Here is a 25,931-nt window from a genome sequence, read left to right on the forward strand (position 1 = left end):
CGCTTTTACCGTGGTCGGTCGCTGATTGGCGGACGACATTTTACGGAACGTTGGTGCGGGGCTGTAAACGCCGGACCCGCAAGTGCCTTCTATACGGTCGGATGCCCGCAGCGGCATTCGACCGTCTGCACGCTGAAACAAAGGCTCTCGATGTTCTTGCCCCCCTTCCCTTTCTCCCGCGCTCCCCTGGAGACAAAACCACCGGCAGCCGATGACGATGACACGACCGGCCGTACGGGGACCGCGGCCGGCAACAGCACAGCCGGTGCGGCGGTCTTCCGGGGCGCCCCGGCGCACCCGCCACGGACCCTGCTCGATGTGCTGAACGCCTCAGTGGCCGCCCACCCCGGGGCGCCCGCCCTCGACACCGGGGACGAGGTGCTCGACTACCGTTCCCTGGCAGCAGAGGTCGGCCGGCGCGCCCATGTCCTCACGGCGCGCGGCATCGGGCCCGGTGACCGGGTCGGCGTGCGGGTCGCCTCCGGCACGGCGGAGCTGTATCTGTCCATCCTGGCGGTGCTGCGCAGCGGTGCGGCCTACGTGCCGGTCGACGCCGACGACCCGGAGGAGAGGGCGGCCTCGGTCTTCCGCGAAGCGGGGGTGTGCGCGGTGCTCGACGGCGCGGCCGAGCCGCGACGCTCGGGCCCGGAGGGCGACTACCCGCCGCCCGGAGTCCACGACCGCCCCGCATCGCCAGGTCCGGACGACGACGCGTGGATCATCTTCACCTCCGGGTCGACCGGCGCGCCCAAAGGAGTCGCCGTCACCCACCGGGCCGCCGCGGCGTTCGTGGACGCCGAGGCGGGGCTGTTTCTGCGGGACGGCGACCGGCCGTTGGGGCCGGGCGACCGGGTGCTGGCCGGACTGTCCGTGGCCTTCGACGCCTCCTGTGAGGAGATGTGGCTGGCCTGGCGGAACGGCGCGTGCCTGGTGCCCGCGCCGCGCTCGCTGGTGAAGGCGGGACATGAGCTGGGGCCGTGGCTGGTCGAGCGTGGGATCACGGTGGTCTCCACGGTGCCGACGCTGGCCGCGCTGTGGCCGGACGAGGCCCTCGCCGCCGTACGGCTGCTGATCGTGGGCGGGGAAGCCTGCCCCGCCGGGCTCGTGGAGCGGTTCGCCACCCCGGGCCGGGAAATGTGGAACACCTACGGGCCGACCGAGACCACCGTCGTGGCCTGTGCCGAGCGCATGCTTCCCGGAGCGCCGGTACGGATCGGGCTTCCGCTGGACGGCTGGGACCTGGCGGTCGTCGACGCCGACGGGGCGCCGGTGCCGTACGGCGCCCCGGGCGAGCTGGTCATCGCCGGCGCGGGCCTGGCCCGCTATCTCGACAGGGCCAAGGACGCCGAGCGCTTCGGCCCCTGTCCGGCTCTCGACGCGCGGCGCGCGTACCGTACGGGAGACGTGGTGCGCGCCGACCCCGAAGGGCTGGTCTACATCGGACGCGCCGACGATCAGGTCAAGGTGGGCGGCCGGCGGATCGAACTGGGGGAGATCGACGCGGCGTTGGCCGACCTGGACGGCGTCCGCGGGGCCGCCGCGGCGGTGCGTACCACTCCGGCCGGCGGGCGGATCCTGGTCGGTTACGTGGTGACGGAGGACCGGCCCGGCACGGGAGCAGGGGCCGTCTTTCGTCCCGAGTCGGCGCGCAAGGTCCTGGCGGACCGGCTGCCCGCCGCGCTGGTGCCGGTACTGGCCGAGGTCGCCGAGCTGCCCACCCGTACGTCCGGAAAGGTCGACCGGGACGCGCTGCCCTGGCCACTGCCCGCGGTGACGACGGGCCCAGGTGCCACGGATGCCCATCGGTCCGGCGGTCCGGACGCGCAGGAGGCAGAGGAGGCAGAGGGCGCCGGGAGCAGCGGCTCACGCGGAGATCTCCGCGGCACGGCCGCGCGGCTCGCCGACGCATGGCAGGAACTGCTGGGCGTACGGCCCGGCGCGGACAGCGACTTCTTCGCCCTGGGCGGCAGCAGCCTGAGCGCCGCCCAACTCGCCTCCAGGCTTCGTATCGACCACCCTGGTGTGTCGGTGGCCGACCTCTACCGGCGACCGGTTCTGCGGGAAATGGCGGCCCATCTTGAGACGCTGACTCCGCCTCAGGCGCCCGCCGTCACCTCGAATGACAACAGCATCCGTGAAGGCAGCGGGGAGGCTGTCGGCAACAAAGGAACTCACGGCAGTGGAGGCGGAGCGGCAGGCCGTGGCGCAGCGCCCGCCGAACGTCGCAGAGGCCGCCGACGTACAGGCCCGGGGTGCGCGGGTCTGGGACGTACAAGCCCGGGACATGAGGACCCGGTGCCCGCGGACACCGGCGCCACCCGCCCCGGCCAGGCCCGCCGCGAGCCGTCCGGCACCGGCCCCGTCCGGCCCGTTCCGCGCCGCGCCGGCGCCTTCCAGATCGTCGTCCAGACCCTGCTGTACGGGCTGACCGGGCTGCGTGTCGCGGTCGGGCTGGCCGCCGCCGACAACGTACTCGGGCTGCTGGCTCCGCAGACCTGGGCGCCGCACACCTCCTGGTGGGTGGTCTTCGCCGGCTGGCTGGTGCTGTTGAGTGCCCCGTCCCGGTTCGTCGTCGGCGCGCTCGCCGCCCGTACGCTCACCCGCTCCATCACCCCGGGCACGTATCCCCGGGGCGGACGGGTCCACCTGCGGCTGTGGGCCGCCGAACGGACGGTGGCGGCGTTCGGCGTGCCCGCGCTGCTGGGCACGCCGTGGGCACGGCTGTACGCACGGGCCCTGGGCTGCCGGGTCGGCGCCGACGTGGCGCTGCACGCCATGCCGCCGGTGACGGGGCTGGCCGAGTTGGGCGAGCGCGCCAGCGTGGAGCCGGAGGCCGATGTGTCCGGCTGGTGGCTGGACCAGGATGTGCTGCGCGTCGGAGCCGTGTGCGTGGGGGCGGGGGCCCGGGTGGGGCACCGCTCGACGCTGATGCCCGGCGCCGTGCTGGGCCCCGGTGCCGAACTGGAGCCCGGCGGCTGCCTGGACGGGACCGTACCCGCCGGACAAGCCTGGACCGGCTCGCCCGCCCGGCCCGCCGAGGACCACGCGCGTACGGCGGGCAGCGACTGGCCCGCCTCCCGCCCGGCCCGCTCCCGGCGCTGGACCGCCGCTTACGCCCTGACCCTGGCCGGACTGCCGGTGCTGCCGCTGCTGGCCGCACTGCCCGCGCTCACCGGCGTCTACGCGCTGGTGCATGACTGCGCGACGCTCTCCGACGCGGCACTGCGGCTGTTCGCCGCGGCCCCCGCGATCGCCCTCGTCACCACGGTGTGCTGGATCCTGCTGGTCGCTGCCGTGGTCCGGGTGCTGGGACGCGGCATCCGGCCCGGTACGTATCCGGTGCGCGGCCCGGTGGCCTGGCGCGCCTGGCTGGTCACCCGGCTGCTGAACGGCACCCGGAGCAGCCTCTTCCCCCTGTACGCGAGCCTGGCCACCCCCCTGTGGCTGCGGCTGCTCGGCGCCCGGGTCGGCCGGCGTGCCGAGATCTCCACCGTGCTGCCGCTGCCGTCCCTGCTCACCGTCGAGGACGGCGCCTTCCTCGCCGACGACACGCTGGTGGCACCGTACGAACTGCGCGGCGGCTGGCTGCGCCTGGGCACCGCACGTGTCGGACGGCGGGCGTTCGTCGGCAACTCCGGGATCGTCGGCCCCGGCCGGGAGGTCCCGGACCAGGCGCTGATCGGCGTGCTGTCGGACGCGCCCGCGCACAGCAAACCCGGCTCGTCCTGGCTGGGGCGGCCCGCGCTCCCGCTGCCGCGGATCCCCTCGTCCGCCGACCCGGGCCGTACCTTCGAGCCGCCGCGCCGGCTGGTGCTGGCGCGGGCGGCCGTCGAGCTGTGCCGGGTGCTGCCGCTGATGTGCTCGGTGGCGCTGGCCGAAGTGGTGCTGATCGGCGAACAGTACGCCCTGAGCGCCGGCGGGTTCGGGCCGGCGGCACTGGCGGGCGGGGCGCTGCTGCTGCCCTGCGCCCTCCTGGCCGCGTTGCTGGCAACCGCCTCCAAATGGCTGCTGGTCGGGCGTTTCCGCACGGGCGAGCATCCGCTGTGGTCGTCGTTCGTATGGCGCAACGAGCTGTACGACACCTTCGTGGAATCGCTGGCCGTACCGTGGATGGCCGGCGCCTTCACCGGCACGCCCGTGCTGAACTGGTGGCTGCGCAGCCTGGGGGCCCGTATCGGGCGCGGCGTGTGGTGCGAGACGTACTGGCTGCCGGAAACCGACCTGGTCACGCTCGGGGACGGGGTCAGCGTCAACCGCGGCTGTGTGCTCCAGACGCATCTGTTCCACGACCGGATCATGCGGCTGGACGCCGTACACCTCGCGGCGGGCGCCTCCCTGGGGCCGCACGGGATAGCGCTGCCGGGCGCCACGGTCGGCGAACGGGCCGCCGTCGGGCCGGCGTCCCTGGTGATGCGCGGCGAGACCGTACCGGCCGGCACCCGGTGGGCGGGCAACCCGATCGCCGGTGAACGCCACGGTGCGGTGCCGCCGCCGGGTGGGGAAATACCGGAGGCATTGCCAACCGGCAGCGGGAGCGCGGAAATGGCCCCGGCACGCCAGGCCTGCTGAGCCGGAACAGCGCGGGGCGGCGGACCGACGGACGTCGGCCGCCGCCCCTGCAAGCGCCGTCAGCGGCCTGCCCTGTGCGGATCAGAAGCCCGCGGCTTCCTTGCGGCGCAGCTCCGACCATGCCCGGGCGCCGAGTTCGGGGCGCAGCAGTACATCGGCGGCGGTGCAGGCCAGCGCCTCGGCGGAGGCCAGCATCGCCTTCCTGCCCTCGGGGCGGCCGGCCGCCTCGGCGAACCGGGGGGTGTGGTCGGACTCGTCCGGGCCCAGGATGGCGACGAAGGGGTGGATCGCGGGGACCCGGGCGCTGACGTTGCCGATGTCGGAGGAGCCGAGGTAGACGCCCGGGGTGGGCTCTCCCACCGTCATGCCGGCGCGTGCGAGGTGCCCGGCGAAGCTCTCGGACAGTACGTCGTTGTTGCGGAAGTGCTCGTAGCGCACGGATGCCTGCGCGACCTCCGCCCTGGTGCCGGTGGCCAGGGCGACGCCCTCGGCGCACCGGGTGAGTTCCGCCGTCAGCTCGTCCAGGAGGCGCCCGGTGACTCCGCGGAGTCCGAAGCGGCCCTCCGCGTACTCCGGCACGATGTTCGTGGCCCGGCCGCCCTCGGTGACGATGCCCTGGATGTGGGAGCCCTCGGGCAGCCGGCGCTGCACCGTGGCCAAGGCGGTGAACAGCTGGACGAGCGCGGCGAGGGCGTCCCGGCCCTCGGTGGGGTTGCCGGTCGGGTGGGCGGCGCGGCCGTGGAAGCCGACGCGGTACTGCACCTGGGCGGTCAGCGGGGCGGACGACCAGCTGTGCACCCCGGGGTGGAACATCAGCGCGGCGTCGACGCCGTCGAAGACTCCGGCTTCCACCTCTATCGCCTTGCCGCCACCGCCCTCTTCGGCGGGGGTGCCGACGACGAGCAGGGTGCCGTCGATGTCCGGCAGGGCGTTCCGGAGGGCCAGCGCCGCGCCGAGTCCGGCGCCCGCTATGAGGTTGTGGCCGCACGCGTGCCCGAGGTCCGGCAGCGCGTCGTACTCCAGCAGGAGCGCGACACACGGCCCGTCGCCGTTTCCGGTACGGGCCGTGAAGGCCGTCTCCAGGCCGGCCACGTTCCGCTCGACGGTGAATCCCGCGCTTTCGAGTTCCTTGCCGAGCAGGGCGGCGGACCGGTGCTCCTCGAAGGCCGTCTCGGGGTGCCGGTGCAGTTCCAGGGCGATGTCCCACAGCCGGGGCGCCAGTTCCGCTGTCGCGCGCCCGATCCGGTCGTGGACGCTCTCGGTGCTGGGCAAGGGTTCCTCCTGGAGATGGCGGTGTCGGGGTGGGGTGTTCAGTGGGCGGGGTCAGGCGAGGGTGCCGGCGCGCCGGCGGATCCACGGGGTCATGGCGGCGATGAGGATGCCGAGGAGGATGGCGGCGGCGCCGGTGGCGCCGAAGTACACGAGGTCGGAGACCTTGCCGTAGTACCGGACGAGTTGGGCGCCGATGCCCGCGCCCATCGCCGGGGCGCAGAACCACACGGCCAGGGTCTGGCCGTGGAAGGCGCGCGGCGCGAGACGGGTGGTGACCGCCATGCCGACCGGTGCGAGCAGCAGTTCGGCCACGGTCTGCGTCAGGTACACGAGGACCAGCCAGGGCGCTGCCACGCGGTCGCCCTGCGTCAGGGCCACGGCCACCGGTATCAGCAGGAAGGACGCTCCGACGAAGAACAGCGAGGCGCCGAACTTCAGTGAGGTGGCGGGCTGCCGCGGTCCCATCCTGGTCCACAGGGAGGCGAGCAGCGGTGCGAGCAGCAGGCCGGCGCCGGGGTTGACCGCGAAGAACCACGAGGACGGGAAGTGCCATCCGAACAGGCCGGCGTCCGTGCGTTCGGCCGCGAACAGGGTCAGCACCGAGGAGAACTGGTTGAAGATCGTGTAGAAGGCCGCGGCGGCCACGAACAGCGGGACGTAGGCGGCCAGCGCGCTCTTCTCGCCGCGCTCCGTCCGGGGGCTGGCGAACATGACCACGAAGTAGACGACCGGTACCGCGACCGAGACGCCGGTGATCAGGTCGATGCCCGCCTCCAGCGTCAGCGTGCCGGTCAGGCCGGCCACGCAGCCGGCCACGGCCAGCGCGAGGACGACGGCACCGGCGCGCCGGGCGGCCCGCGCGCCCCGGCCGGGCGGGAGCGGCGCGTCGGGCCGGTCGGCGCTGTCCGGCAGGTGACGTCGGCCGAGTACGTACTGGACGAGACCGAGGGTCATGCCGGCGGCGGCGCAGGAGAAGCCCCAGTGGTATCCCCAGCCCTGCCCGAGCCAGCCTCCGACGATCTGCCCGAGCAGCGCCCCGATGTTGATGCCCATGTAGTAGAGCGAGAAGCCGGCGTCCCGGCGGACGTCGTCGCGGCGGTACAGCTTGCCGACCACGTTCGCGGCGTTGGGCTTCAGGAAGCCGGTGCCCAGGATGATCAACGCGAGTCCGGCCCAGGTCGACCAGGCGGTGGGCACGGCCATGGCGTAGTGGCCGCAGGCGATCGCCACACCACCGACGAGTACCGACCTGCGGCCTCCGATCAGGCGGTCCGCGAACCATCCGCCGACGACCGACAGCAGGTAGACGAGGGTGCCGTACGCGGAGACGAGGGAGGCGGCGGTGCCCCGCTCCATGCCCAGCCCGCCGCCGGCGGCCGTGTCGGACAGATAGAGCACCAGCAACGCCTGCAACGCGTACCAGCTGAAGCGCTCCCACATCTCGACGCTGAAGAGCGTCACCAGGCCCCGGGGATGGCCGAAGAACCACCGGTCGGCCCCGGTCTGCGGACCGTCCGGCGGAGAACCCGGCTGCTTGCCGCTCGTCAGCACCATGGGGCCGTCCTTCGCTGTCGGGCCGATGCTCGATCGGCGCGAGGTTCTTTCCCGGGGCCGGACGGCCGGGAAGCGCCTGCGGCGGGACGCGCCGTCGCGCCCGGGCCGCCGTATCAGTCTTGACAGCCCTCCCAGGGCTGTCCACGACCTGTTTCCTCTACGTGCCATGCCTGGCGGGCATGGACCGGGACCGCAGGGCGCCGGGGGTGCGGAGCGGGAGCGGTGGGGGCGCGTGCCGGTCAGGCAACGCTCGCGTCGGGGAAGGTGCGGACGCAGAAGTCGCGCACCTCGGTCACGCACCGCCCGATGAGTTCCGCGGCGTAATGCGTACCGTTCCAGAGGGCGAACAACGGCAGATCGACGCGTTCACCCGGGGCGGGACCGGTGATCACCAGCGGAAGCAGGCCGTAGTGCGGTTCGTCGGCGACGACGGCCACGCCCTGCCCGCGGGCCGCCAGCGCCTGGGCGGCGCGCGGCAGGTCCATCTCCTGTACGGACTGCCGGCCGAGCGGGCCGGACATCCTCGACAGGTGCTCGTCGAACACCCTGCGTGCGGAGTAGGCGCGGGTGGGAACGATGAGCCGCTCCTGTACGAGATCCGCCAGCGGCACGGTGGAGCGTCCCGCCCAGGGATGTCCGGCGGGCACCTGGGCGAACACCGGGAAACGTACGACGAGACGGACCTCCAGGTCGGTCGCGCCCGGATGCGAGGAGAAACCCAGATCGGCCTGCCCGCTGGACACGGTATCGACGACGGCCGCCGTGGGAACCTCCCTCAGGTTGAGCACCGCGTGCCGCGAGACGGCGGCCAGCGGGGCGAGCACGTCGTTGATGGTGGTCACCGTGGAGGCGGCCGTCAGGCACGGCTCCCGGCCTTCGGCGAGGGTGCGCATCATCGCCACCGCCTGGTCGTGCCGGGTCACCAGATCGCGGGCGACGGGCAGCAGGCGGGCCCCGGCCGGGCTGATGTGCAGCCGGCCACGGTGGCGTGCGAAGAGTTCACAGCCCAGGGAGGTCTCCAGCTGACGGATCTGCCGGGACAGCGAGGGCTGGGCGACGTGCAGGGCTCGCGACGCCGCCGAGACGGACCCGGTGCCGGCCACCGTCAGGAAGTAGCGGATCGTGCGGATCTCCATGGCGTCTGTTTACCAGGAGCGGGCGGCGGCCCGGCCGCGGACACCGTCGCGGACGGCGATGAAGCCGGTCAACTCCGCGGGGAATTCCGCGAGTAGGCGGGACGAATCCCGGCTCACGAAGGAGCGCGCCCTCCCCGGCGACGGGCGCACGGATTCTTAGAAACTTCTTAAAACCATTTGCTAAGGTCGGAAACGGGTCGGCACCCGACGACGTGCGTGTCCGGCCGCAGGAAACCGGCCAAGAACGCCTCGATGCCGAGAGAACCCCGGCGCGTCCGGCGGGCGGGGGAGGTGGACGCCACGAAGCGCCACGTCTGCCCGGTGGCCGCGTCCGTGCCGTACCGTAGCCGCACGGGCCCGCCGGAATCCTGCTCCGGTCGATTACGGCCGGTCGGTGGAGAAATCCTGCGATGAATCTGCCCAAGTGAGGTGCAGGGGTGCCGATTGAGCGCCTTCCCTCGGGGAGCAGCCTTTCCTTGAATGTCCCGCCGGGCCGTACCGGCTTGCCTTTCGCGCCTTTCAGGGGGCGCGAATTCCTCCAGGCGTGTGGAACGACGGAAGCAGAACGACATGAACGACGACGGGCGGGGCGAGGCGGCAGACCGGGGCGGACCGTACGGCGTGCCCGTGCGCCGGACCGGCCCCGCGCACGGTGCGGACCCACTCATACCCACCGGGCGCGCGGACGAGCTGGCGGCCCTGGACGCGGTGGCGCACGAGGCGCTGGCGGGGCGGATGCGGGCCGTGCAGCTGGAAGGGGGCGCCGGGACGGGCAAGTCCACGCTGCTGCACCACTGGCTGGACACCGTCCCCGACTTCCGCGTCCTGCGGGCGCGGTGCTGCCTGCTCCAGCGCGATGTCGCCTTCGGCACGGCCCGGCGGCTGCTGCACCCGCTGCTCGCCGCCGCCGGTGCGGCGGAGCGCCGGTCGCTGCTGGCGGATGCGGGGGAGGCGGTGGCACGTCTGCTGGGCCCCGAGGAGCCCGGGGGCGATGACGGCGGGCCGCACCCGGACGGCACCGTCGAGGTGCTGGCGGGACTGGACCGCCTGGTGCTGCGGCTGGCCCGGGAGCATCCGCTGCTGCTGGCGATCGACGATCTCCAGTGGGTCGATCCGCTGTCGCTGCGGTGGCTGGCGCGCCTGGTCAACCGTACGGACGCCTATCCGGTACTGGTGGCCGTCACCACGCGTACCGGCGAACGCCCGGATCCCGGCGCCCTGTTCACCGACCTGGTCCATCCCGCCACCTGCCGCACCCTCACGCTCCGGCCGCTCACCCCGGCGGACGTGGAAGCCCTGGTGGCCGCGGAGTTCGGCGTACCCCGCCCGGACCCGTCCTTCTGTACCGCCTGCCACGCCGCCACACAGGGACACCCCCTCTTCCTGCGCGCTCTGCTGGGCGACGCCCGCAGCAATGGCCTACGGCCCACCCACGAAGACCGGGACAAGATCGCGGACTTGAGCCTGTCCGCGCTCGTGCCCGAGATCGGGCACTGGCTGAGCCAGGGCTCCTCGACCCTGACCGAGCTGGCACGGGGGATCGCGATCCTGGGCGACGGCATGCCGCGGGCGCTGCTCGCGGCCTACTGCGGCACCGGCAAGGCCGTGCTCCGCTCCGCCGAGCGGCAACTGCGTTCCCTCGGGGTACTGCGCGAAGGCGAGGACCTGCGGTTCATCCACCATGTGGTCCGTGAGGCGGTGCTGGCGCAGTGGTCTCCCCAGGAGGTCGGTGCGGCCCACGCGCGGGCGGCCCAGGTCCTGCACCTGAGCGGGCGCCCCGCCGAGGAGACGGCCGCCCACATCACGGCCGCCGGGCCCCTGACCGGCACCTGGGCCCTGACGGTTCTGCACCGGGCCGCCGACGAGGCCCTGCGCCGTGGCGCCGCCGAGACGGCCGTCGCCTACCTGCGGCATGCCCTCTTCCAGCCGGCCGCGCCCACCGAACAGGCGCAGGTGCTTCTTCACCTGGCGGACGCCGCGAGCTACTACGACACCGCGCTCGCCGCCTCGTACGGTTCGGCCGCGCTGGAGGGCCTCACCGACGAGTCCGCCCGGTGCGCGGCCCTCGGCATCCTGGCCTACTCGCACCTGCTGTCGCCGGGCAGCCACAGCGGCCCGCTCGGCCTTCAGCGGCTGAGCGCCGAGCTGACCGCCCGCACCAGCGCCACGAGCGGCGACCGGGAACTGCTGCTGCGTACCCAGGCGTTGATCGAGTGGCTGGAGTTTGAACACCCTGCCACGCGTACGGCGTTCGCCGCTTCCCACCCGGTGCCCGACGCCGCCCCCCATACCGCCTCGCACGCCGTAGCCCGCCCCGTGCCCGACGCCGTGCCCGACGGTGTGCTGGGCGGCGGCACCCTCGGCGAGCGCCAGCTGCTCGCCATCCGCGCCTTTACCGCCCTACGGGCAGGCCGCCCCGCCGAAGAGGTCACCGCGCTGGTGGACCAGGCCCGGGCCAACCTGCCGGCCTTCTCCCACAGCCTGTTCCCCCTGCACTCCTTCGTCGGCCAGTCCCTTCTGTACCTGGACCGTCTCGACGAGGCAGGCGACCTGTGCACCCGGCTGCTGCGCGAGACCCAGGACAGCGGCAGAGACCTCCTGGCCACCTACCTGCTCATCTTCCGCGCCGCCGTCGCCTTGCGCAGAGGGGACATCGCCCAGGCCGCCACCGTGGTACGCACCGCGTCCGAGAGAGCCGGTGCCACAGCCGTGTCACCGTGCCGTACGACGCTGGACATCATCACGGTCGACACGCTCATCGAACAGGGCGACCTGCAGGCGGCCGAGCGGGCCGCCGCCGGCTACAGCGCCGCAGCCTTGGCGGAGACCTCCTGGGAAGGGCCGCGGATGCTGATGAGCCTGGCCACACTGCGCACCGCCCAGGGCGACCCGCGCAGCGGCCTGGCCCTGCTGCGGGAGAGCAGCCACCACTTCGAGACGGCCGGCATCGTCAACCCGGCGATCGTCCCCTGGCGTTCGCGGGCGGCCGGGATCAGGCTCCTGCTGGGCGACACGCGCACCGCACAGGCCCTGGCCGAACAGGAACTGGAGCTCGCGCGGGAATGCCGGATACCGCGAGCCGTCGGCGTGGCACTGGTCGCCTCCGCGAACGCGCACGCGGCCACCACCGCGCGGGGCCCGGAGCGGGGTACGGAACTGCTGGCCGAGGCGATCGGCGTCCTGGAACGTACCCCCGCGCTGCTGGAGCTCGCCCGGGCCCTGCACGCCTTCGCGGGTGCGCTGCTGCGCCGAGACGACAAGTCCGGCGCACGCAAGGCACTGCGCCGTGCGGGGGACATCGCGGCCCGGTGCGGTGCCTTCCGGCTGGCGGGCCGCGTGCAGCAGCGGCTGCACGACGCGGGGGGCCGGGTCACCGGCCGGGAGACGGATGGCGGCAGCACACTGACCGCGGGCGAGGAACGCGTCGCCGTACTGGCGGCCGCGGGGATGAGCAACAGGGAGATCGCCGAGTGCCTGTTCGTGTCCCTGCGGACCGTGGAAACCCATCTGACCGCGACCTACCGCAAACTCGGCATCGGCGGGCGGCCTGAATTGGCCGCCGAAATGGCGGCATTGACCGGGGCGCGTGGCCAAGGCCCGACCCCCACCGCCTGACCCTCGCTTTCACGGCTCGGCCCCGAAGTCCGCGTTCGCGGCGGTTCCTCGTGGTTCCGGGCCGCGGTTTCCCGTGGCCCCCGGCCACCACGGCCGCTACGTGGGGAATACCCTGATGTTTTCTTCCCGCAGTTCCCAGAAGCGCCATTGCGTGACATAACTGGGCCGTATCCGCGAGGCGTTGACCCATGAACAGGAATCGCCCGTTCACGAGCGCTCCGGCGCCCCGAGAGAAAAGCAGTCAGACATGAGATGGATGTCCGTGTGCGCCGTAGCGGCCATAGGAGTCGCAGCGACCGCGGGACCGGCCGTGGCGGCTGCTCCGTCCGCCGCCCGGCACCAGACCGCAACGGCCGGACCGAAGGTGCACTGCACGTCCAAGAATCCCGGCCTGGCCGGAAAGCTGGCGGGCGACATAGCCAAGGCGCTGGCCGGCCGGAAGAGCATGGCGTCGCTCTCCTTCTACGACCGGCCCACCGCCACCAAGTGCACATTCGACCCTGACAAGCAGTACGACTCGGCCAGTGTCGTGAAGACCGTCATCCTCGGCGCACTGCTGTACCAGAAGGGCGGAACCCTCACCCCGACGGAAGACGCCCTCGCCCGCAAGATGATCACTGTTTCGGACAATGGAGCCGCGACCACCCTGTGGCGGCAGCTGTCCGACCTGAAGGACCCGAAGAAGCCGGACCCGGTAAAAATCCAGGAATTCCTCGACAAGGCCGGGATGCGTGACACCGTCCTCGACAGGGAAGGCAGCTGGGGCCTGACCCAGGTCACCGCGAACGACCAGGCCAGGCTGCTGCGTCTGCTGTCCGGCACCGACAACTCGGTCCTCGGGGCGAAGGCCCGCTCCTACGCGCTCGACCTCATGCGGCAGGTGCAGAGCGAGCAGCGGTGGGGGGCCACCGCGGGCGCTCCGGTCGACGCGGTGGTCCATGTGAAGAACGGCTGGCTGCCCCGCAGCAAGAATCCCGACGTCCCGGACTTCGACAAGGGGGACTGGAAGGTGAACAGCATGGCCGTCCTCTCGGGGAAGGGCTACGACTCGGGACTGGTCGTCCTCACCGAGAACAACCGGGTCCCCGAAGGGCACCCGGCCGAGGAGGGGATGAATTACGGCATCGAGACGATAGAGAACATATCCCGCGCCATATACCGGGACGTTTATCCCGGGGCGCAAGGCTACGACCCGGCCCGGTAGAGGGTGACACCGCCGCCCCGGGCGACGGCGGCGTAGCCGCGGTCGGCGAGACGGCCCATCGCCCCGGCTTCCTGCTCGGCGGTGACGGGGCCGTCTTCGGGCCGGTCGGTGACGGCGACCCACTGCGGACGCGCGCCCGGCCCGCCGGGGTAGTGGGGGAAGAGGAACACCCGGGTACGACCGGTCAGTTGCGGGGCCAGCCGGTTGGACGCGGCGACATCGGCGCCGTCGGGGATACGGGCCAGCACCCGCCGTACGGCGTCGGCCTGGGGATCGCTGCGCCATGTCTCCGTACGGGCCAGGTCGCTCAGCGGCTGGAACGGCAGTACGCAGACGGTGACGAGGAGCGAGACGGCGACCGCGCCACCGGTCAGCCTGCGCCGGCCGGCGGCTGTGGGCCGGGAGGCGCGGACGCGCCGCAGGCCGTCGATGAAGGCGATGAAGACGACCGGCATGAGGACCGCGCTGTAGTGGGCGGTGGTGCCCCAATAGCTCGGGGTGGTGGACCAGAACCGCCAGGCGAGCGTCGGCACCGCCACCAGAAGGAGCGGGGAGCGCAGGGCGAGCAGGGCGGTCGGGGCCAGCAGCAGGGCGATCGTGCCCCACTTCGTGGCGGGCAGCAGCAGACGGCTGAAGGGGTCCGTCGTGTCCCCGCCCGCGCTGGAGAGGTACGTGTACGTATGGCCGGGGTTGAACGCGGGCACGATCACCCCGATCACCAGCACCAGGATGACCGCCGAGCCCAGGACGACCGCGCCGCCCAGCCGCCGCCGGCCCTGGAGGACGAGGTGGACGCCGATGGCGGCGACGGTGAGCGGCAGGTCCTCCTTGACCAGGACCAGCGGGAACGCGAAGGCCACGGCCGGAACCCAACGGCGCCGCACCAGCTGTTCCAGGCTGAAGGCGAGCAGCGGAACGGCGAAGGCCACCTCGTGGAAGTCGAAACCGGCCGCCTGCGCGAGGCCGAAGGACAAGCCGTACGCCACGGCGATGCCGGTGCCGGCCGCCACGCCGAGCGTACGGATGCCGAGCCGGGCCACGGGCACCACCGAGCACGCCAGGAGCGCGGCCTGGGCGATCAGCAGGGTCAGCGGGGAAGGGCAGGCCGCGTAGAGGGGCGCGAGGGTGGCCAGCACGGGGTGGAAGTGGTCCCCGAGGAGGTTGAAACCGGGGCCCTTCAACTCGGAGACGGGGGCCCGCCCCTCGGCGTAGGCACGTACGGCTTGCTCGAAGATGCCCAGGTCGAAGCCGGTGGACTGTAGATGCAGATGCCGCAGTACCGAGAGCGCGGCGTAGACGGCGAAGAAGCCCACCGGCAGGCTGCGGCAGATGATCCGCGCCGTCCTGCCGGGCAGGGGCGGCCGGACAGCCGCGTCGTGTGCTTCGGGCAGGGCCGGCCGCGGCAGAACGAGGTTGCTGGGGGACAAGGGGATCCTTTGGTGCGTAGGCGCGCCGGGGCCGTGCCGGGGCTGACGGGCCGCTGCCTGCGGCCGGGGCTCGGGGAGGTGTGCAGTGGGCGGCCGACCGTAGGAAACGCGGATAAGCCCGCTTCTTAGGCCGCGTCGAGGACCCGTTCCCGTACGGCCTGCACGTCCCTCAGAGGGCGGCTCCTACTGCACGGGGCCGCTCCACGCAGCCCAGTCGTGCCGGGAGAGCACAGTCCACCAAGTGCGGTCGCTGTCGGGCACGCTCAGGCCCGCCTCCACTGTCAGGCGGTCGGCGGCGTCCCGCGGCAGTGCGAAGCCTGTTGTCCACACCTTCGTCATTCCGGGCAGCAGCTGTGTGAAGCCCAGGCCGACGCGATGCTCGTCGCCGCCCTCCGTGATGGGAACGGCCGGGCGCCCCTTGGCATCCTTCACTCCGACGCTCGTGTAGTCCGCGAGGTCCAGGTAACCGGCCGAGCCGTTGCGGTACGTGATCTCCACAGCCACGGCCCGGTCGCCCGGCGAGTAGCCGCCGGCCCCCGCCTCGGGGGTGTACGGCTTGGCCGAGACGGTCACCTGCAACCCGTCCGGGAAGCAGCGGGTGGCATGGAAGGGCAACGTGCCACCGGCGGGTGCCGCGGTGGGCCCTGCCGGCGTCGACGGGTACGAGCTGGTCCGCACCGGCGGAGTCGGCCCCGCCGGATCGGCACAGGAGACCTGGTGGAAGGCGTTGGTGCTGACCAGCGTGCCGTTGAGGACCCACGCGGTGGCCAGCGCCCCGAGGACGGCACCGGTCAGGACCGTGGCCCGGTTGCCGGTGCCGTCCCGGTTCGCCCGCCGGGCCGCGACGACGACCACGACCAGCGCGATGGGGCTGAGACACGCCGCCGCCCAGTACGCGGCCTCGACGGGTCCGATGACCAGTCCGAGGGCGGCGAGGACGGCGAGGGTGAGGGCCGCGGCGCCCAGCCGGTCCCTCGACGCCGGACCGCGCGGTTCCGGTCGCGGCTGTCGGGAATGTGTCATGAGGGCTCCGCGGCTCCGGATCACCGGTGGGTCAGGGGCATGTGCCGGGCGGGATCAGCAGGCCGTTGCCGGGCGGGATCAGCAGGCCGTCTTGCCGGTCCAGGCTTTCAGGGTGGACCCGTATACGGCATAACACGTGTCCTGGTCCGCGGGGGCCTTTTCGTAGCTGATGCTGGACCAGTTCGGCCCGCCTTCCGAGGCGGTCCGCCAGAAACCGGTCCACCAGAAACCGGTGTACTTCGACAGCGTCACATCCACCTCTCCGGTGGTACCCGGATCGATCGTGGCCGTCTTGCACTGCCCGACGGGGAACGCGCCGACGAACTTGTTGTTGACGGCGAAGTCGGCAACATAGGCACCCTTGTTGCAGACCTTGACGCTGCCCGTCCTACCGTCCGCCGCCGACGCCGCCGAAGCGGCGGCCAGACTCGTACCGGCCATGGCCAGCACGAGCGTGGCGGTGACACCTATGGATCGAGACGTGAGTTTCATGGGCTCTCCCGGGTCGTGGGGAATCGGCAGTGCGGAGGAATCCGTGCGACGGATCAGTGGAATGAGTGGAACGGAGAAGGAGCAGCCCGGTCAAGAAAACACCGGCGATTTCGTGGGAGCGGGAATCAAGCCTTCGGTGACCACGAGCATCCCGGTGACGGACGCGTGGCGCGTGTGCTGTGGTGGCGGCCCCCGGCCGGAGGGTGGGATGGCGCCGGGGGCCGCCGGTTCAGGGGCGGTCAGCGGTCACCGCGAGAGCCGGCGCGGCGCGCGGCCAGGTGCGCTTGAGGCGCCGGGTGGACGCTGTGTTCACGGCGTACATGCATGCTCCTTCATGGACGTGCACGGTCCGGCGTGGTGTGGGCAGCAGCTGTGGATCGGACAGCGGCACCGGTACGGGGTGGCGTCCGTCGACGTGGGCGATTGACGATGCGGGGCCACACGGTGACGGCAGCCGGGAGGCACGGGCGCCCCGTGGCCGGGTGGCGCGTTGACGGCCGAGGTCTGCAGTGCGGGCCCGGTGTCGATTTCAGGGGCGAACAGCACGGGCACCAACCCGGCTGCCGCCGCCATCACACCGATGGCCAGCAGCAGACAAACGGTTCGGAGCATGGCATCCCCCTACCGCGTGCCGGGCACGTAGCCCTGCACACACGCCGGTCGCATCAATTCCCAAGCGGTCGAAGCGGCCATTGCCGCCGAGCAATCCCGTCCTGGTAGGACACAGGAAAGGCCCGGAGCCTTCGAGTCGCCTCTTGAGCCCGATCGGGCTCGTTCCGGTTGGCCGCGGGGTGTTTTCGCCTGCCGGTTGGCAACCGTAACGAGAATTTCTAAGACCGGTTCTCATTTTTCCGGCTCCGGAAGAATCTCGTGGTCGGGCCGACGGATTCTCGTGGTCCGGGCGGGGCAACCGAAGCCATTCCCACCGGTCCGGTCTACTGCGTACGTACGGGGGGGTGCGGGGCGGACGCGCAGGCGCTCGCACCTCCGCCTGTCGTACGCGGCCGGACCGGGCCATCAGCGGGCCATCAGCGGGCCATCCATGGGCGGGAGTTGCATCACTCCCCGCCTCTCGGGCTCTGGATCAACTCCCCTCAGGGGGCGCACAACAGCGCCCCCGGCGCACTCTCTGCCAACTACCTGATGTTTGCGCCCCCTGAACGCAAAGGCGCCCCCTTTCGCGCCGTACCGGCGGCGCACTTCCACCTGTTTCGCTTATTGCTGCACACGGCCCTCTTGTTCACCAACGGCCGTTCGCCTCACTCCTGTTCACCTTCCGGAGGAAATGTGCCCGTACCGGACCGTGTCCCCGACCGCGTCCCCGGTTCCGCCGTGACAGACACCGCTCCCGGCCCGCCCGCGGGTGGCGCGCCCACCAGCCTGAGCACGCAGGCCGCGCGCCAGCTGGCGACCACCACCAAGACCGAACCCCAGATGCAGGCCATCACCTCCCGATGGCTGCTGAAGGCGCTGCCGTGGGTGGACGTCAAGGGCGGCACCTACCGGGTGAACCGGCGCCTGCAACTCCGTGTCGGGCGGGGGCGCGTGCAGTTCGAGCACAACGGCGCGGACGACATCAAGGTGATCCCGCAGACGCTCACCGAGCTGCCCGTCCTGCGCGGTTACCCCGACATCGAGGTCCTGAAGGAGCTCGCCGGACGTTTCCGGGTCCGGGACGTCCGGGCCGGTCAGGTTCTCTTCCAGGCGGGGCAGCCCGTCACCGAGACGTATCTCGTCGTGCACGGCCGCTTTGTCCGCTATGCGGCCGGCAAGTACGGCGAAGAAGAGGTCGTCGGTGTCGTCACGGACGGCGACCAGCTGGGGGACGAGGCGACCGGCCGGCCCGACCCGCTGTGGCCGACATCGGTCCGGGCCGAGACCGCGGGCGTCCTGCTGGTGCTGCCCCGGGACGTGATCACGGAGTTCACCGACCGCGTACCCTCCCTGGCCGTGCACTTCACCGCGTACGCGGAGCGGCAGCGGGGCCCGATGAACCGCCGGGGCGAGGCGGACGTACCGGTGCGGGCGGGACACGTCGGCGAACCGGCGCTGCCCGGCGGCTACGTCGACTACGACCTCACCCCGCGCGAGTACGAACTCTCCCTGACGCAGAGCGTGCTGCGCGTGCATTCCCGGGTCGCCGATCTCTACAACGAGCCCATGGACCAGACGCAGCAACAACTCCGGCTCACCGTGGAGGAGATCCGTGAGCGCCAGGAGTGGGAGCTGGTGAACAACCGGGAGTTCGGGCTGCTGCACAACACCGACTACGGGCAGCGGATCAGTACCTGTACCGGCCCGCCCACCCCCGACGACATGGACGAGCTGCTGTCCATGCGCCGCAAGACGCGGCTGTTCCTGGCCCACCCGAAGGCGATCGCCGCCTTCTTCCGGCAGTGCAACAAGCGCGGACTGGTCCCGGGGTCGGCGGACGTCGACGGGCACCAGGTCCCCGCCTGGCGCGGTGTGCCGATCTTCCCGTGCGGCAAGATCCCCGTCAGCGAGACGCACACCAGCAGCATCATCGCGCTGCGCACCGGAGAGGCCGACCAGGGTGTCGTCGGCCTGTACCGGACCGGCCTCCCCGAGGAGCACCAGCCCGGCCTGAACGTCCGGTTCATGGGCATCGACCGGGCCGCCGTCATCAACTACCTCGTCACCGCCTACTACTCGCTGGCCATCCTCGTGCCGGACGCGGCCGGCGTCCTGGAGAACGTCCAGCTCGGCCGCACCGTCGACTGACCAGTGGAGTTCGGATCATGACCACACCCACGACCAACACCGCCACCCCGTTCCGGCTGCCCGGCCCGCCGAGCCTCGCCGGTACCCGGCCGACCCGGCGCGGCGGCGCCGTACCGGGGCTGAGGTACCGGCCCGCCGCCCCGGCCGACCCGGAGAAAGCCGCGGAAATCGACCACAGGCTGGAGGACTGGGCCCGGCAGCTGGACCTGTTTCCCGCGCAGTGGTCCGGCGACTTCAGCGATTTCCGGTTCGGCCGGGCCGTCGTCCTGCAGCACCCCGCCGCGGCCGACCTCGAACGCCTCACCGCCGCCGGCAAACTCCTGCTGGCCGAGAACATCGTCGACACCTGCTACTGCGAGGAGGACGAGGGCAAAGGCGGCGCGCGCCGTGGCCTGGGCGGTCGCCTGATCATCGCGCAGTCGGCCCTCGACCCGTTCCACGGCACTCCCGGTACGGAGGAGGAGTGGCGCCAGGGTGTGCAGGCCGACGGGCCCCTGCGCTCGTACTACTGGGCCCTGAAGGACTACGCGGCCCTCGCCACCCCCAGCCAGGCCGGCCGGTTCGTCCACGACATGGCCCGGCTGCACCTCGGCTACCTTGCCGAGGCGTCCTGGGCGGAGGCGCGGCACATGCCGCGCGTCTGGGAGTACCTGGTGATGCGGCAGTTCAACAACTTCCGCCCCTGCCTGTCGATCGTCGACGCCGTGGACGGCTACGAACTGCCCGAGGCCGTGTACGCCCGCCCGGAGATCCAGCGGATCACGGCCCTGGCCTGCAACGCCACGACCATCGTCAACGACCTGTACTCCTTCACCAAGGAGCTGGCGAGCGACCCGGACCACCTGAATCTGCCCCAGGTGGTCGCCGCCAACGACCAGTGCGGTCTGAAGGCCGCGTACCTGAAGAGCGTCGACATCCACAACCAGATCATGGAGGCGTACGAGACGGAGGCGGCCGAGCTGGCCGGGACCTCCCCGCTCGTCGAGCGGTACACCCGGAGCCTGTCCGACTGGGTGGCCGGCAACCACGAGTGGCACGCCACCAACTCCGACCGCTACCACCTGCCCAACTACTGGTAGGCCGATCCGGATCCTGCACCACGGCAAGGAGTCACGTTGACCACTGCGCACGCCCCCACCGCACGCCCCATGCCGGCCCAGTCCACGTACCAGGCCCGCGTCGCCGAGTACTGGAACACCGAGGAGAACCCGGTCAATCTGGAACTCGGCAAGATCGACGACCTGTACCACCACCACTACGGCATCGGGAACGCCGACCGGTCCGTGCTGGACGAGCCGGACCCCGTCCGGCGCCGCGAACGCATCACCGGCGAACTGCACCGCCTCGAACACGCCCAGGCCGAACTCCTCGCCTCCCACCTCGGCGCCCTGTCGCCCGCCGACCGCGTCTTCGACGCCGGGTGCGGACGCGGCGGTGGCAGCGTCGTCGCGCACCTGCGCCACGGCTGCCACGCCGACGGGGCCACCATCTCCGCCAAGCAGGCCGACTTCGCCAACGAACAGGCCCGTAAACGCGGCATCGACGACAAGGTGCGCTACCACCACCGCAACATGCTCGACACCGGTTTCGCCACCGGCGCGTACGCGGCGTCCTGGAACAACGAGTCGACCATGTACGTCGAGCTGGACCTGCTGTTCGCCGAGCACGCACGGCTGCTGCGGCGCGGCGGGCGCTACGTGGTGATCACCGGCTGCTACAACGACTCCTACGGGCGCGCCTCACGCGAGGTCTCCCTCATCAACGCCCACTACATCTGCGACATCCACCCGCGGTCGGCGTACTTCCGCGCGATGGCCCGCCACCGGCTGGTCCCCGTGCACGTCCAGGACCTCACCGAGGCCGCGCTGCCGTACTGGGAACTGCGCAGCCAGGCCGACCACCTGGTCACGGGCATTGAGGAAACCTTTCTGACCGCGTACCGCAACGGCAGCTTCCAGTACCTGCTGATCGCCGCCGACCGGGTCTGAGAAACGTTTCGGGGCCCCGCCGGGCCGGCCGCGTGCCGGCTGGCGGGGCTTCTGCGGCCGGTGGGCGTGCCGGGCACGGCCGTCCCCGGACCTTCACAGGAACCCTGCGGGCAGCCAATGGCCCATGGCGTGCAGATGCTTGAGGGCCGCGGCGAAGGAATAGCAGTCGAACAGGGCCGAGTGTGCCCTGCCCGCCGCGGGCCTGGGAAGGTTCAGTACCTCCCACAGGCGCCCCACGTCGGCAGGCGCCGTTTCCGGGGCGATGGAGTTCAGCCAGGGCCGGATGTTGAGGAACTTGGCGGAGAGGAAGCCGTTCTTCACCTCGTCGCCCCGGGCCCGCGCCCACCCGACGTTTTCTCCGAGGACGACCATGTCGTTGCCGTAGGAGAGGACCGGCAGCCCCCGGCAGAACCCCAGGAAGTCGCCGAGCGCCTCCGCCGGGGCGAGGGCTCCTTGGTCCACGTCCTGCTGGGTGATTCCGGTCAGCTCGGTGAAGTAGCGCGACAATCGGGGATTGGCCAGGGGGCGGACCAGGGCTTCGTACTCCTCGACGACGGAGCAGTCGTCGTCCAGGCGCAGAGCTCCGATCTGCACGATCTCCCGGAGCTGCCCCGGTGCCGACCAGTCCTGTTCCAGGGATCCCGGCCACGATGTGAATTCCAGGTCGAACACGATGAATTCCGACGGACCGGTCTCTCCGCTCCCTGGAGAGTGGGTTCCGGACGCGCCGGCTGTCCCGCCGCTCGCCCGCCACCACGGCGGGAGCGGGCCGCCCGCGGGGCGGTTACTCACCGGCCGGCTCCGATGCCGCGAGCTGGGCCCAGACCGTCTTGCCCAGGGCGTCCGGAGGGGTCCAGCCCCAGGACTCGCTGATCCGGTCGACGATCCACAGGCCCCGGCCGCTGCCCGCGAACGGGTCCGGGGGCGCGAGGGCAGGAGTCCTGCTGCCGGAGTCGGAGACGGCACACAGGATGCCGGAGTCGTCGTGCGCCAGTGCCAGCCAGGCCGCGCACAGCACGTCCGACCCGGGCCCTTCCGCCGCGGTGGGCACCGGGGCGGCGTGGCGCAGGGCGTTGCTGACGAGTTCGGAGACCACCAGGGTCGCGTCCGTGACGACCGACGCGTGGATGCCCCACCCTTCGAGAGTGGTGGCGGTGAAGCGGCGGGCTTCCGCGATGGTGCGGTAGGCGCCGCTGAGCGCGCACGCGGCGAAGTGCCGGTCCTGGCCCGGCTCCGCGTGGAAGACGTCGTGCACGGTCGGTGCCGGATGTGTCGTCATCACGATCTCCGCCATGGGGCATGTCGGGGGCTGGGCCGCGCTGTCGGGGGAGGGTTAATATCGCGGTCGGCCGTCTTCCGCTGCAAGTACATCTGCAATTGCATCGGTAAGAACGTCCGCGCGGCGCCTGTTTCACGCCATGTGCGCACGGATCCGTACCGGTCGCAGGCACACCTCGGGCAAGGGGAGAACCAAGTGGAGTCATGGCCCAACGGCATATGCGCCAGCGCCATCAACGGCGCGGTGTGGCGCAAGAGCCGCCGCAGCAATCCCAACGGCAACTGCGTTGAGCTGGCCGTTCTCGCCGACGGAGGAGTGGCGGTGCGCAACTCCCGGGATACCGGGGGGCCGGCACTGGTCTATACCCGTGCTGAGATCGCGGCCTTCGTCCAAGGGGCCAAGGACGGGGACTTCGACGACCTGGCCGGGCTCGGCTGACGCATATGTCGGCCGGATAGTTACCACGGCTGTACGAACCGTGCACGCGATGGAACACTGGGCGTTCGCCCTACCGACAGGGGAACCAGCATGATCGCCGCGCAGTCCGGGCGCACCCCGCCGCCGCGCCCCCACATCGAACATCCCCGGGGCGGCCCGACGGTGCTGCGGATCATCCTGGGCACGCAGCTGCGCCGGCTGCGGGAGGCGGCGGGCATCACCCGCGAGGCGGCCGGGGACGCCATCCGCGGCTCGCACGCCAAGATCAGCCGCCTGGAACTGGGCCGCGTCGGCTGCAAGGAACGCGATGTGGCCGATCTGCTGACGCTGTACCAGGTCACGGACGAGACCGAGCGCGCCGAATTCCTGACGCTGGCCCGCGGGACCAGCACACCCGGATGGTGGCACCAGTACAGCGACGTCCTGCCCGGCTGGTTCGAGACGCTCATCGGCCTGGAGGAGGCCGCCTCCGTCATCCGTACCTACGAAGTGCAGTTCATCCCGGGACTGCTGCAGACGGCGGAGTACGCCCGCGCGGTGTGCCGACTCGGAAGCCTCTCCGAGCGGGAGGTCGCCCGCCGGGTGGAACTGCGGCTGCGACGGCAGGCGCTGCTCACCGCGCCCGGCGCGCCGCGGCTGTGGGCGGTGATCGACGAGGCGTCCCTGCGGCGCCCGCTCGGCGGCCCCGGCGTGATGGCGGCGCAGGTGCGGCACCTGCTGGAGCTGACGCGCCTACCCCACGTCACCGTGCAGATCGCCCCGTTCCACCTCGGCGGACACGCGGCGGCGGGCGGCCCGATCACGATCCTGCGCTTCCAGGAGCCGGATCTGCCCGACATCGTCTACCTGGAGCAGCTGACCAGCGCGCTCTACCTGGACAAGCGCGACGACGTGGACCACTACCTCGCCGTGATGGACCGGCTCAGCGCCCAGGCCGAATCGCCCCGGGCGAGCCAGGCCATCCTGGAGCAGCTGATCGAGGACGCGGAACGGGACTGAGCGCCGGCCGCCGCGAAGCGGCGCCGCCTAACGCTTGCGGGCCACCCCGCCGTACTCGATCCACTCCTGCGTGAGCTGCTTGGGGCCGATGTCCGCGTCCGGCATCCAGGTCGACACCTCCACCAGGCCCGGTTCGAGGATCTCCAAGCCGTCCAGGAAGGACGCGAGTTCGTCGGCCGTGCGCACCCGGCCCCACTGGCCGTGGGTGCTGACCCGCATGAACTCGGTGACGAAGTCGCGGGTGGCCCGGTCCTCGCTGACGAGCTGGCACACGACCAGGAAGCTGCCGGGGGCCAGGCGCTCCGCGACCCGCCTGATCAGGCCGGCCGGGTCGTCCTCGTCCGGGATGCAGTGCAGGACGGACACGAACAGCGCGGCCACCGGCCGGCTGAAGTCGATCAGCCGCTGCACCTCGGGGTGCCCCAGGATGCCGTCGGTGTCGCGCATGTCGGCCTGGATGACCGCGGTGTTGTGGTTCTCCTCCAGCAGCGCCCGGCCGTGCGCGAGCACGATGGGGTCGTTGTCGATGTAGACCACCCGTGCGTCCGGGGCGACCCGCTGGGCGACCTCGTGGACGTTGTCCTGGGTGGGCAGGCCCGAACCGTGGTCGATGAACTGCCGTATGCCGTGCTCCTGCGCCAGCCGGCGGACCACTCGCCGCAGGAACCGGCGGTTGTTGACCGCCAGGGTCCGGGTGCTCGGCACGACCTTGTCCAGTTCCTCGCACGCCGCGCGGTCCACGGCGTAGTTGTCCTTGCCGCCGAGGTAGTAGTCGTACATCCGCGCCACGCTCGGGATGCTGACGTCGACGGTGCCGGACAGTGGCCGCGCGTCCTGACTCATGTGCTGCTCTCCCGTCGCTCGGGCACCCCGCTGAGGCACCAGGGCCGGCCGCTCCCGTGGGAGGTCACCGTGCCGGTGGCGTCCAACATACCCAGCCACGGGCGGGCGTCGCAGGCTTCCGGGCGCACTCCGCCGCGTATCAGGTGCGCATCGGGCGGGCCGCGGCGGAACAACGGCCGGGTGCGGTGACAAGGGCCGAACGGCCCCAATTCGGCGGTACGGGGTGTCGGATGCGTATACAGCAGCGGTACCCGGGGAAGCAACCAACTTATACCACGGACCACCGTGCAATCAGGTTCCTATTTGTGGTATTTGCCATTACTTTATTCGCCGCAGAAGATCTTTTTACCTGCATATGCTTGCCCCGGTCTACGTTCCGGCCTGTACTGTTGTAAATGGCGTATGCGAAATCTTTTGCTCGCCAAAAGGGTGCGTGGGGGTGCTTCTGGTGACACGGGGGAAGCTTTTAGGTTCCGTCATTATGGTGCCGATGCTCGCATGGACCGTGCGACTCGCCATCTCCTCGATCGTCCCCTCTCCGATTGTCCCGTCAGGACGGCCCCGGCCGAATTTTCCTGCGGGTCCTACCAAAGAATGCAGAAATGTTTCTGTGTGCTGGAGGGGCGAATGGACAACAAAGTCATCACCGTTCTCGTCGTCGACGACCAGACCCTGCTCAGGGAGACGCTGTGCGACGTGCTCGCCGCCCAGCCGGACATCAAGGTGGTCGGCGGCGTGGCCAACGGGGACGCGGCGGTGCACATGGCCGGCGAGCTGCGCCCCGACGTGATTCTGCTGGACGGGTCGGAGCCGTACGGAGTCGTCTCCGGCGTCGAGGCCATGCACCGGGTGTCGCCGCGTTCCCAGTGCATCGTGCTGACCTCGTTCCACCATCCGGCGCTCGTTCAACAGGCGCTGCAACTGCGCGTGAGCGGATTCCTGACCAAGAATTTACGGCGCGCTGAGGTGCTCGCCGCGATCCGCAGTGTGACCAGTCATCCGGGGCAGATATTCATGTCCGTACCAAAGGAAAGCATGGCAGCGCTGCCGCATACCTCCACGGCCCGTCTGTCCGCCCGCGAGCTGCAGATAATGGAGAACGTGGCCCGCGGGCTGAGCAACAGCCAGATCGCCGCCCGCCTCACCATCACCGAAGCGACCGTGAAACGCCATCTGAGCAATGTTTTCGAAAAACTGGGCGCGGTTTCCCGGATCGATGCCGTGAACAAGGCGAAATCCATGCTGATTCTCGGATTCTCCCGGAACACCGGACCGTATCCACGGCCGGAGGTGCGCCTCCAGGTACAGGCCGGCACCTGAAACGACCGGACCGCGCCCCGCGGAAATCCT

General features: G+C 71.4%; 18 protein-coding genes. 9 read left to right on the forward strand and 9 right to left on the reverse strand.

Annotated elements, in window-relative coordinates:
• The first annotated feature begins 150 nt into the window (after window positions 1–150).
• Window positions 151–4,569 (forward strand): Pls/PosA family non-ribosomal peptide synthetase, encoded by a 4,419-nt coding sequence (locus tag IH45_RS0108530; RefSeq protein WP_030663832.1) that lies wholly within the window; start codon window positions 151–153, stop codon window positions 4,567–4,569.
• An 81-nt stretch (window positions 4,570–4,650) separates the two neighbouring features.
• Here the strand turns inward: IH45_RS0108530 and IH45_RS0108535 are convergent, their stop codons facing one another.
• The 3 genes from IH45_RS0108535 to IH45_RS0108545 all read right to left on the reverse strand — a co-directional run bounded on the left by IH45_RS0108535 (window position 4,651) and on the right by IH45_RS0108545 (window position 8,531).
• Window positions 4,651–5,841, reverse strand: coding sequence for an amidohydrolase (locus IH45_RS0108535; RefSeq protein ID WP_050514652.1), 1,191 nt, complete (start codon window positions 5,839–5,841; stop codon window positions 4,651–4,653).
• Window positions 5,842–5,892: 51 nt separating this feature from the next.
• The gene (locus tag IH45_RS0108540; RefSeq protein ID WP_030663838.1) at window positions 5,893–7,395 is read right to left on the reverse strand and encodes a peptide MFS transporter; all 1,503 of its coding nucleotides are present in this window, start codon (window positions 7,393–7,395) and stop codon (window positions 5,893–5,895) included.
• Between the two features lie 239 nt (window positions 7,396–7,634).
• Entirely contained in the window at window positions 7,635–8,531 is an 897-nt protein-coding gene (locus IH45_RS0108545; protein WP_030663840.1) for a LysR family transcriptional regulator, read from the reverse strand.
• Between the two features lie 570 nt (window positions 8,532–9,101).
• Between IH45_RS0108545 and IH45_RS0108560 the strand changes: the two genes are divergently transcribed.
• Together IH45_RS0108560 and IH45_RS0108565 are read left to right on the forward strand one after the other, a co-directional pair.
• Window positions 9,102–12,146, forward strand: a complete 3,045-nt coding sequence (locus IH45_RS0108560; RefSeq protein ID WP_078897358.1) for a helix-turn-helix transcriptional regulator — start codon at window positions 9,102–9,104, stop codon at window positions 12,144–12,146.
• A gap of 247 nt (window positions 12,147–12,393) precedes the next feature.
• On the forward strand, window positions 12,394–13,350 hold the full coding sequence (locus IH45_RS0108565; RefSeq protein ID WP_032917003.1) for a serine hydrolase: 957 nt from the start codon (window positions 12,394–12,396) through the stop codon (window positions 13,348–13,350).
• Here IH45_RS0108565 and IH45_RS0108570 read toward each other — a convergent pair.
• From IH45_RS0108570 to IH45_RS0108580, 3 genes are all read right to left on the reverse strand, one after another.
• Window positions 13,332–14,777, reverse strand: coding sequence for a DUF2079 domain-containing protein (locus tag IH45_RS0108570; RefSeq protein ID WP_050514653.1), 1,446 nt, complete (start codon window positions 14,775–14,777; stop codon window positions 13,332–13,334). The two genes, IH45_RS0108565 and IH45_RS0108570, sit on opposite strands and share 19 nt — an antisense overlap.
• A gap of 183 nt (window positions 14,778–14,960) precedes the next feature.
• The gene (locus IH45_RS0108575) at window positions 14,961–15,800 is read right to left on the reverse strand and encodes a hypothetical protein (protein WP_030663853.1); all 840 of its coding nucleotides are present in this window, start codon (window positions 15,798–15,800) and stop codon (window positions 14,961–14,963) included.
• Window positions 15,801–15,878: 78 nt separating this feature from the next.
• Window positions 15,879–16,292, reverse strand: coding sequence for a hypothetical protein (locus tag IH45_RS0108580; RefSeq protein WP_158812977.1), 414 nt, complete (start codon window positions 16,290–16,292; stop codon window positions 15,879–15,881).
• A 1,332-nt stretch (window positions 16,293–17,624) separates the two neighbouring features.
• Here IH45_RS0108580 and IH45_RS0108590 point away from each other — a divergent pair.
• From IH45_RS0108590 to IH45_RS0108600, 3 genes are read left to right on the forward strand one after another with little or no spacing between them, the layout of a single operon-like run.
• Window positions 17,625–19,034 (forward strand): family 2B encapsulin nanocompartment shell protein, encoded by a 1,410-nt coding sequence (locus IH45_RS0108590; RefSeq protein WP_030663858.1) that lies wholly within the window; start codon window positions 17,625–17,627, stop codon window positions 19,032–19,034.
• A gap of 17 nt (window positions 19,035–19,051) precedes the next feature.
• Window positions 19,052–20,113 carry a family 2 encapsulin nanocompartment cargo protein terpene cyclase gene (locus IH45_RS0108595; RefSeq protein ID WP_030663861.1) on the forward strand — a complete coding sequence of 354 codons (1,062 nt, stop codon included), beginning with the start codon at window positions 19,052–19,054 and terminating at the stop codon, window positions 20,111–20,113.
• Window positions 20,114–20,149: 36 nt separating this feature from the next.
• Window positions 20,150–21,022, forward strand: a complete 873-nt coding sequence (locus tag IH45_RS0108600) for a geranyl diphosphate 2-C-methyltransferase (protein ID WP_030663864.1) — start codon at window positions 20,150–20,152, stop codon at window positions 21,020–21,022.
• Between the two features lie 93 nt (window positions 21,023–21,115).
• Here IH45_RS0108600 and IH45_RS0108605 read toward each other — a convergent pair whose 3' ends face one another.
• Window positions 21,116–21,694 (reverse strand): 3'-5' exonuclease, encoded by a 579-nt coding sequence (locus IH45_RS0108605; RefSeq protein WP_234440463.1) that lies wholly within the window; start codon window positions 21,692–21,694, stop codon window positions 21,116–21,118.
• 112 nt (window positions 21,695–21,806) lie between these two features.
• Complete coding sequence (locus IH45_RS0108610) at window positions 21,807–22,301, reverse strand: ATP-binding protein (protein ID WP_050514666.1); 495 nt, start codon at window positions 22,299–22,301, stop codon at window positions 21,807–21,809.
• A gap of 195 nt (window positions 22,302–22,496) precedes the next feature.
• On the opposite strand from IH45_RS0108610, the gene IH45_RS0108615 reads away from it, so the two are divergent.
• Window positions 22,497–22,739: a DUF397 domain-containing protein gene (locus IH45_RS0108615; protein WP_030663873.1), complete on the forward strand. Its 243-nt coding sequence runs from the start codon at window positions 22,497–22,499 to the stop codon at window positions 22,737–22,739.
• Window positions 22,740–22,829: 90 nt separating this feature from the next.
• On the forward strand, window positions 22,830–23,738 hold the full coding sequence (locus IH45_RS0108620) for a helix-turn-helix domain-containing protein (protein ID WP_030663875.1): 909 nt from the start codon (window positions 22,830–22,832) through the stop codon (window positions 23,736–23,738).
• A 27-nt stretch (window positions 23,739–23,765) separates the two neighbouring features.
• Here IH45_RS0108620 and IH45_RS0108625 read toward each other — a convergent pair whose 3' ends face one another.
• Complete coding sequence (locus tag IH45_RS0108625; protein ID WP_030663878.1) at window positions 23,766–24,581, reverse strand: SAM-dependent methyltransferase; 816 nt, start codon at window positions 24,579–24,581, stop codon at window positions 23,766–23,768.
• Window positions 24,582–25,208: 627 nt separating this feature from the next.
• Here IH45_RS0108625 and IH45_RS0108630 point away from each other — a divergent pair.
• Window positions 25,209–25,901, forward strand: a complete 693-nt coding sequence (locus IH45_RS0108630) for a response regulator transcription factor (RefSeq protein ID WP_050514654.1) — start codon at window positions 25,209–25,211, stop codon at window positions 25,899–25,901.
• Window positions 25,902–25,931: the final 30 nt, after the last annotated feature.

This window comes from Streptomyces rimosus subsp. rimosus (assembly GCF_000720725.1).
Classification (GTDB): domain Bacteria; phylum Actinomycetota; class Actinomycetes; order Streptomycetales; family Streptomycetaceae; genus Streptomyces; species Streptomyces rimosus_A.